Origin of the sequence: Paenibacillus sp. NPDC058174 (assembly GCF_042883865.1) — a bacterium.
In the GTDB taxonomy this organism is placed as follows: Bacteria; Bacillota; Bacilli; order Paenibacillales; family Paenibacillaceae; genus Pristimantibacillus.
Map to the genome: position 1 here is coordinate 20,067 of NZ_JBHVUY010000001.1, position 8,426 is coordinate 28,492.

Here is an 8,426-nt window from a genome sequence, read left to right on the forward strand (position 1 = left end):
GCAAAGAAGAGCACGCCGGGGCTTCCCAGCTCCAGCGTGCTTTTTGTCCCGTGCTTGCACTATTTCTCGTAATATTAATCATACATTCAGGAGGCTTGTCATGCGCGAATTAACGAAAGAGGACGTTATAGCTGCCGTTAAGGGCGGCTCGGTTTTTGCATCCGGAGGCGGAGGATGGGTAGAGCATGGTCTAGAGATCGGCAGAGCGGCAGTGGCGCTGGGAAGACCCAAGCTGGTATCGGCGGAGGAGCTGCCGGATGACGCGATTATCATCACTTGTACCGCGATCGGCGCTCCGGCAGGTACGGATTGGCAGATGCTTGGCAAGGATTATGTGCGGGCGGTCCAGCTGCTGATTGAACAATACGACGGTAAAATAGTCGGCGTCATGACGCCGCAAAACGGTATGTCGAGCTCGATTAACGGCTGGCTTCCCGCAGCTGCACTGGGATTAGTTGTCGTTGATGCGACGGGAGATATCCGGGCACATCCCACCGGAAAGATGGGCTCGCTTGGGCTTGCTTCCCGAACAGACTTCGAGACGATTCAGGCCGTTGCCGGGGGCAAGCCGGAGCTCGGTTCCTATATTGAGCTTACTGTGAAAGGCACGCCGGCGCGCACGTCGAACATCCTTCGTACGGCATCCGATATGGCAGGCGGTTTTATTGCCGCTGCACGTCACCCGTTGCCTGCGAAATATGTGAAGGAGCATGCGGCTCTCGGCGGTGTCTCCATTGCGATAGAGCTTGGCCGGGCGATTATTGCAGCGGAGCCGGAAGGGCCGGAACAGGTGCTGAAGACGATTCGCCGCAAGACAGGCGGAAGGTTCGTCGGCAAAGGAAAGGTAGCCAAGAAGGATGTCAGCTATTCGGGAGCATTCGATATCGGCACCATTGAAGTAGGGACAGGCAAGAAGAAGCTGAAGCTGCACATTATGAATGAATATATGGCGGTGGAGGACCATGAAGGAACGAGGGTGAGCACCTTTCCCGATGTCATTACAACTTTCAATCTCGACACTGGCCTTCCCGTCAGCGTTGGCCATATCGAGAAGGGGCAGCGGATCGGTGTTTTTGTCATCGACAAATCGCTATTGCCCCTTAGCTCCAGCGTAAAGGACCCGACCGTATATCCGGAAGTAGAGAAGGCGCTTGGCATTGAATTGTTGAAGTATGCGCTGGAGGAGGAACCGGCATCGGTTGCATCCGCCCATGCTTGAGCATGTAGAGGTAGTGAGTGATCCGCTCGTGCTGGACGGCAGATCGCTCACTGTGGAGCAGTTGTATGAGGTGGCTGTTAATGGTCGTGCCATAAGGATCGATGAAACGGCCCGGCATCGGCTGGAGGCCTCGCGCAAGCTGGTGTTCGAGCTGGCAGAGCAGGATATTCCGATCTATGGGCTAAATCGCGGTGTCGGCTGGAATAAGGATAAAGTAATTGGAAAGACGTTTTTTGAGCGGTTCAATCGGAATTTGATTCTTTCCCACAGTGCAGGAGTAGGGCCTTATGCATCGGTTGCGGAGACGAGGGCCGTCATGCTGGCCAGACTGAATACATTGCTTCCCGGCCGTTCCGGCATCGAGCCTGCAGTTGCGGAGCGGTACGCGGAATTTCTAAATCAGGGGATTCATCCGAAGCTGCCGCTGCGCGGATCAGTTGGTGCTGCGGACATTACGACCATTTCACATATTGGTCTTGCGATGATCGGGGAGGGCGAAGTGGAGTGGTCGGGCAAAAGGCTGGCTGCTGACGAAGCGCTCAGACAGACCGGACTTGCACCGCTCGCTCTTGGCCCCAAGGACGGCTTAGCGATCGTCTCCTCCAATGCTTTATCAGCCGGACTCGGCGCGCTTGCGCTGCAGGAATGCCAAGCGCTGCTTGAAACGGCTGACGTGGTATACGCATTGTCGCTGGAAGCGATCCGCGGCAATATCAGTCCGCTGGAGGAAGGTGTTCATCGGGTACGCCCCTATCCGGGGCAGCTGCGAAGCGTCAACCGTGTCAGAGCGGCGCTTCTTGGCAGCAGCTTGTGGGAGAATGCAAGTACGGAGAGCCTTCAGGACCCGCTCAGCTTCCGTGATGCTTGCCAGATTCATGGGGCGGCCTATGATGCTTTGGGCTATGCCAAGGGGCAGCTGGAGCTCCACTTGAACAGCTCGGAGGATAATCCGTGCGTGCTTCTGGAGGAGCGGAAAATCATCTCCTGTGCAAACTTTGATCCGGTCAGCTGGATACTTGGCTTCGAAATGCTGGGCAGTGCGCTCCATCATCTATCGAAAAGCGCCTGCTACCGGACAATCAAGCTGGGAACGCCGGCTTTTACCGGCTTGACGCGGTTTTTGACAGCGGATGAGGAACGTTCAATCGGCTATTGCACGGCGCAAAAGACGATAACCTCGCTGGATGCGGAAATCCGTCATCTGATCAACCCGGCATCGACTGACTATTACTCGTTGGCTGGCGATATCGAAGATCATGCGGCGAATGCGCCGTATGTCGTGATAAAGACGAGAGAGATCATTGACCGGCTGCGGTATATTATCGCGATTGAAGCGCTTCATGCTGTTCAGGCAATCGATTTGCGGGGAGATTTGAGACTTGGAAGGAGGACGGGGGCCGTCTATCGGGCGATTCGGGACGAAATTCCGTTTCTTGCTGCAGACCGGGATCTATCAGTGGACATCGACCGGGCTTACCATGTGATCAAGGAGGGACGCCTGCTGAAGGGGGCGGAAGCATGGTAAAGCTTGACCGGGTCATGCTCGGGCTTTGCGGCGTTGCGGTATTCTGGGGCTTCAGCTACGTGATCAGCGGCTATTTGCTGCAGTCATTTTCGCCCGTGTTTTTATCCTTTTGCCGGATGATCATTACGTCTCTGTTCACGCTTACGCTGCTATTCGGAAAAGGAGGGCTGCGGTGGCCGACGCGCAGGGAGTGGCTGCTGCTGTTTGTATCCTCGCTATTCAATTTGTTCATTCAACAGCCCCTGTACTACTTAGGCTTGCAGCTGTCCTCGGTTGCCAACGCTTCATTGATTTATGCGGCTGCACCGCTTGTGGCGGTCGTGCTGGAGAGACTGTTTCTGGGTGTGCGAATGACCGGGGAAAAGATCATTGGCGGCGTGCTGGGCATTGCAGGGGTTGTCGTCATTATCGGCTTGCACGATGCTTCTTCCTTCCAAGTGTCGCTCGGTGATCTCCTTCTGCTCCTTGCTATGCTAGGGATGACCATTGGCATGCTGTTCACACCGGTGCTCGCTCGTACGCTGCCGAATCGCGCGATGAATCTGTATGCAAGCCCAATCGGCATCATGCTGATGGCACCTTTAGCTGCGGGAGAAGCAGTTCTGGGACGAAATGAAATGACGTTCAATGGGGTTACTTTGGGCTTGCTGCTGCTGTTAGGGGCGATTACGATGTACTCCGGTCTGTTATGGACGCGCGGTGTTGCGTCTACAGGGCCAGGGACGGCTGCCATGTTTATGAATATTCCGCCGATCATCTCACTTGTGGCTGGACATTATATTTTGGGTGAGCCTATTCGCGGCGTTCAGCTGGCGGGAGGAGTGCTTGTCCTTGTGGGCGTCTATGTATCCAGCCGTTCCATGCTTCGTAGGCAGCCAATAGAGCAGGGAGCGGCGTTTGTGGAAGAGAACTAGCGGTTTAAGAGAGAAACAGTGAGATAGAATGGGTATCTCACTGTTTTTTTGTGTAAATAGATTAACGTTTCATATTGCTGCTGTGTCCAGGAGACAGCTTGGCGCTAGGGTCCAAGTACACTTTGGCGTTGTTGATGGCCGTTGGAGCCTCACCGAATCCGACAGCAATCAGCTTTAATTTTCCGGGATAGGTCGTAATGTCGCCCGCTGCAAAAATCCCCGGTATGCTCGTCTCCATTCGCGTATCGACAACGATCGAACCGTTCTGAATGTCCAGTCCCCACTCCAGAATAGGGCCCAGTGAAGAGATAAATCCAAAATTGACGATCAGCGCGTCGCAATTAATATCCCGCGTTTCGTTCGTTTGATTGAAAGTAACCGTCAGGCTCTCGATTTGCTCGTCGCCATGAAGCGCTGTAATCTCAGCTGGCGTTACGATATTGACCTTCGAATTGAAAAGCTTCTCTACACTATGCTCATGGGCGCGGAATTTGTCCCGTCTATGGATCAGCGTCACTTCTTTGGCCACAGGCTCCAGCATGAGCGCCCAGTCAACTGCCGAATCGCCGCCGCCGTTGATGACTACGCTTTTACCCGTGAACGATTCAAGGTTGCTGACGAAATAATGCAGGTTCGTACGCTCATATTGCTTCACATTAGGCAGATCCAGACGGCGCGGCTCGAATGCCCCGACACCTCCGGTAATGATGACAGACCTGCTGTAATGAGTTTCTTTATCCGTAACAATCTCGAAGTGACGCTCGTCCTTCTTAATAACTTGCAGAACCTTTTCATCTAAACAAACCTGTACCGGAAAATAGTTCATTTGCTGCTTCAATTGATCAACCAGCTGCTGGGCAGTCACTTGAGGAAAGCCGGCAACGTCATAAATGTTCTTTTCCGGATAAAGTGCAGTTAATTGGCCGCCAAGCTCCGGCATACTGTCAATAATTTTTACGCTTGCTTGACGCATGCCTCCGTAAAAAGCAGCAAACATGCCGGCCGGGCCGCCGCCGATAATCGTAATATCTTTGAATGTATCTTGTTGTTCAGTGGTCACGCAACATTCTCCTTCAATAAGTACATTTTTTATATATTTATGTATATAAAGTTACCTTATCGATAGATGGCTGTCAATGTTTGTGTCGATGTGATAGGGTTTGGAGCATCCGTATCGAATACCATTCTTAATAGACCTGTTGGGTATGAATGGGCCTTTCAATAATCATACTAGTATAATCTATAAAGATGAGGAGATAGGCTCATGAACCAATTACGGCTTTACAGACATCCGCTTCGCTGGATGGGCAGGCTTGGCGTTATTTTGCTGATTGGAGCATGTATGCTGCTTGTGCAAAGCTGTTCTCGCCCGCAGGCTAATGAAGCGCAGCCAAGTCCGACGGCAACAGCAGCCGAGCCGGATCCGTTGGACCGGCAGATCGCTGCCATGTCGCTGGAAGATAAGGTTGGCCAGATGATTATTGCCGGGATAGACGGCAAAGCCATCGATGCGGAGGCGAGCCGGATGATTAAAGAAGAACGGATCGGCGGCATTATTTTATACGGAACAAATATTGCGGATTTGCAAGGCATGGTAGCTTTGGTTAATGCGCTAAAGGAAGCTAATAGCGGAAACGCCGTCCCTTTGCTGATCAGCGTGGATCAGGAGGGCGGCAAAGTTAGCCGGATGCCGAAGTCGTTCACCGCAATTCCTTCCAACAAAAAAGTAGGCGCAACGAATGATCCGTCTTTGGCTGAGGAGATGGGCAAGCTGCTTGCGGAGGAGCTGAAGCTGACGGGCTTTAATATGAATTTTGCCCCCGTTCTGGACGTGAACAGCAATCCTGCGAATCCGATCATTGGTACCCGGTCGTTTGGTGCTACAGCTGAGCTTGTAAGCCGGATGGGGATGGCGGAAATGAAGGGTATCCGGGAGAACGGAATTATACCGGTCGTCAAACATTTTCCCGGCCATGGCGATACGTCTGTAGACTCTCATCTGGAGCTGCCGATCGTTAATAAGACGAGGGAGGAGCTTGCCAAGCTGGAATGGCTGCCTTTCGAAGCGGCAATTGAGCAGAAGACGGATGCTATAATGGTGGCGCATATTTTGTATCCGCATCTGGACCCCGACAAGCCGGCGTCCATTTCCGCTGCCATTATTGGGGATGTACTCAGAGGTAAGATGGGATATGACGGCGTCGTTATGACGGATGATCTGACGATGGGCGCTATTACGAAAAACTATGGGCTCGCCGAAGCCGCGCTCGATTCCGTTCAAGCAGGGAGCGATATCGTGCTGATAGCTCATGGCTACGACAATGCGCTTCAGGTGCGGGATGCGATTCTGAAAAGCATGCAGGACAACAAGCTTTCTGTGGAACGAATCGATAAAAGCGTCCGCCGCATTTTGTCACTGAAGCAGCGCTACAACTTGAATGACGAGACCGTTCCTGTGCCGGATTTGAAGGAGCTCAATGCGCAGATTGAGGCGTGGATTAATCGGCTGTAAGCTTGGGCGGCTGCGCAGCCCTGCTCTAGGCTTTCTGAGTTCTGAGCCGGAAATGGAATGAAGGAAGCGGGAAGCGGGAAAATTGAAGCAGCAAGCTTTTAAGCGAATGATATTCGCAGCGGCAATGCATGCTCCGAGAGCTTGCTTCCCGCTGCGTCACCATTTATTCACAAATAGTCAGACAATTGCGGATTTATTCGCCGGACATCTTGCAAGCCGCGCTCGTACCGTGTAAGATAAAGACATCAAAACATTGTGATTAAATTCACATAACAGTTGAAGCAGTGTTCCACCCGCAAGAAGGCGTATCCGGTTGAGCGGCTTTGTATAGCAAGCAACTGTAAGGTAATTGCCGGATTTCACGTTGCCGCAAGCGTTAGTGCAAACGGTGCATACGTTCACTTGGATGCAGGAGCGGACATTTTTTTCACACTAGATTGTGATTTATTTCACATAACTGGAGGCTATTATCATGACATTGAAAATCGCTGTAATTGGATGCACGCATGCAGGAACCGCCGCTGTCAAAAATATCGCTGCACAATATCCGCAAGCACAAGTTACCGTGTACGAACGTAATGACAATATCTCGTTTCTGTCGTGCGGCATTGCACTTCATGTAGGCGGAGTCGTCAAGGATGCTGCGGGATTGTTCTACAGCAATCCGGAAGAGCTGGCTCAGCTTGGCGTTGTTACCCGGATGCGCCATGATGTGCTAGCGATAGACGTTGAAGCCAAAACGTTAAAAGCCCGCAACCTGGAAACCGGAGAACTGGTTGAAGACAATTTCGACAAGCTTGTGATGACGACTGGCTCGTGGCCGATTATTCCACAGATGGAAGGCATCGAGCTTGGCAACATTCAGCTTTGCAAAAACTACGGCCATGCCCGCGAAATTATTGCCCGTGCGAACGATGCTCAGCATATCACTGTCATTGGAGCGGGTTATATCGGTATTGAGCTCGTTGAAGCGTTCCGCGATCAAGGTAAAGAAGTGACGCTGATTGATAATATGGATAGCGTGATGGCGAAGTATTTGGACCGCGAGTTTACCGATTTGGCTGGCAAAGAGCTGCAGGAGCGTGGAGTACAGCTGGCGCTAGGCAGAACTGTGAAGGGCTTTGAGGGTGCCGATGGAAAAGTGAATAAAGTGCTGACGACAAACGGCAGCTTCGATACGGAAATGGTGGTATTGTGCATCGGCTTCCGTCCAGGTACGGATTTGCTTAAAGATCAGGTCGATATGCTTCCCGGCGGCGCAATTCTAGTCGACGACTATATGCGCACAAGCAATCCCGATGTTATGGCGGCGGGCGACAGCTGCGCGGTTCGATACAATCCAACTGGAAAAGCAGCTTACATTCCGCTAGCTACGAATGCGGTTCGAATGGGTACGCTCGTTGGGATGAATTTGTTGACACCGACCGTTCGTTATCAAGGTACACAAGGTACGTCGGCTATTAAGCTGTTTGACTGGAATATCGCTTCGACGGGAATGACTGAAGCTGCTGCACTTGCTGCAGGTATGAATGTGAAAACAATCACAATCCATGAAAATAACCGTCCTGAATTTATGCCAACTTACGAGGATGTACTGGTTAAACTTGTTTTCGAGGATGACGGCCGAATTGTCGGAGCTCAAATTATGTCGAGAGCAGACATGACGCAGGCAGCGAATACGTTGTCGGTCTGCATCCACAACCGGATGACGGTACAGGAGCTTGCTTTCGTCGACTTCTTCTTCCAGCCGCATTACAACAAACCGTGGAACCTGCTCAATACGGCCGGCCTTGCGGCAATGGCCCTTCTGCGGGAGCAACAAGCACAACCGGCTCAAGCAGTGAAGGTTGAGGTTGCTTGAATAAAATGAAACAGGCCTTTGAAAGGCCTGTTGGAAGGGAGGGCTCTCTGAACTGTTAGAGAGCCTTCTTTTTTTGTGGAGGTAAGGTTAGTTGCGGCAGCCGAGCGAAGTAAGTTCGCAATTTAGCGAACATAATTTCGCTGTAGCATGGAAGTTAGGTTGGTTTTAGTCTAGAGCGAAGCAGGTTCGCAATATAGCGAACTTAACTTCGTTGTAGCAGTAAGTTGAGACTGGTCTCAACAGCCGAGCGAAGCAAATTTCGCAGTTGGAGAACCTAGGTTCATGAGTAGCGAAGATCACTTCACTATTTGCAAATTACCTGGCGATCGAGGTCATTACAGCGAACTTTGCTTCGCAAAATAGCGAAGCAGCTTCGTTGCAGCAAAAAGTGAACG

Annotated in this window: 6 protein-coding genes; 5 read left to right on the top strand and 1 reads right to left on the bottom strand. The window is 51.8% G+C overall.

The window, feature by feature from the left end; genetic code table 11:
• Positions 1-100 precede the first annotated feature (100 nt).
• From ACFVVF_RS00095 to ACFVVF_RS00105, 3 genes are read left to right on the top strand one after another with little or no spacing between them, the layout of a single operon-like run.
• Complete coding sequence (locus tag ACFVVF_RS00095; RefSeq protein WP_387804280.1) at positions 101-1,219, top strand: thiohydantoin desulfurase; 1,119 nt, start codon at positions 101-103, stop codon at positions 1,217-1,219.
• Positions 1,212-2,744 carry an HAL/PAL/TAL family ammonia-lyase gene (locus ACFVVF_RS00100; protein WP_387804282.1) on the top strand — a complete coding sequence of 511 codons (1,533 nt, stop codon included), beginning with the start codon at positions 1,212-1,214 and terminating at the stop codon, positions 2,742-2,744. Before ACFVVF_RS00095 ends, ACFVVF_RS00100 begins: the two co-directional genes overlap by 8 nt.
• A complete protein-coding gene (locus ACFVVF_RS00105) occupies positions 2,738-3,658 on the top strand; it encodes a DMT family transporter (protein ID WP_387804284.1) in 921 nt (306 codons plus the stop codon). Before ACFVVF_RS00100 ends, ACFVVF_RS00105 begins: the two co-directional genes overlap by 7 nt.
• A 61-nt stretch (positions 3,659-3,719) precedes the next feature.
• Here the strand turns inward: ACFVVF_RS00105 and ACFVVF_RS00110 are convergent, their stop codons facing one another.
• The gene (locus tag ACFVVF_RS00110) at positions 3,720-4,655 is read right to left on the bottom strand and encodes an NAD(P)/FAD-dependent oxidoreductase (RefSeq protein WP_387808686.1); all 936 of its coding nucleotides are present in this window, start codon (positions 4,653-4,655) and stop codon (positions 3,720-3,722) included.
• A gap of 267 nt (positions 4,656-4,922) precedes the next feature.
• On the opposite strand from ACFVVF_RS00110, the gene nagZ reads away from it, so the two are divergent.
• Both nagZ and ACFVVF_RS00120 read left to right on the top strand, forming a co-directional pair.
• Entirely contained in the window at positions 4,923-6,170 is a 1,248-nt protein-coding gene (gene nagZ / locus ACFVVF_RS00115; RefSeq protein WP_387804286.1) for a beta-N-acetylhexosaminidase, read from the top strand.
• 478 nt (positions 6,171-6,648) lie between these two features.
• Positions 6,649-8,031, top strand: a complete 1,383-nt coding sequence (locus ACFVVF_RS00120) for an FAD-dependent oxidoreductase (protein WP_387808688.1) — start codon at positions 6,649-6,651, stop codon at positions 8,029-8,031.
• The last annotated feature ends 395 nt before the right edge of the window (positions 8,032-8,426 follow it).

Bases quoted from the DNA above. Each gene is read 5' to 3' on its own strand.
- ACFVVF_RS00095 (WP_387804280.1), top strand. From the start codon at position 101: ATGCGCGAATTAACGAAAGAGGACGTTATAGCTGCCGTTAAGGGCGGC.
- ACFVVF_RS00100 (WP_387804282.1), top strand. From the start codon at position 1,212: ATGCTTGAGCATGTAGAGGTAGTGAGTGATCCGCTCGTGCTGGACGGC.
- ACFVVF_RS00105 (WP_387804284.1), top strand. From the start codon at position 2,738: ATGGTAAAGCTTGACCGGGTCATGCTCGGGCTTTGCGGCGTTGCGGTA.
- ACFVVF_RS00110 (WP_387808686.1), bottom strand. From the start codon at position 4,655: ATGTTTGCTGCTTTTTACGGAGGCATGCGTCAAGCAAGCGTAAAAATT.
- nagZ (WP_387804286.1), top strand. From the start codon at position 4,923: ATGAACCAATTACGGCTTTACAGACATCCGCTTCGCTGGATGGGCAGG.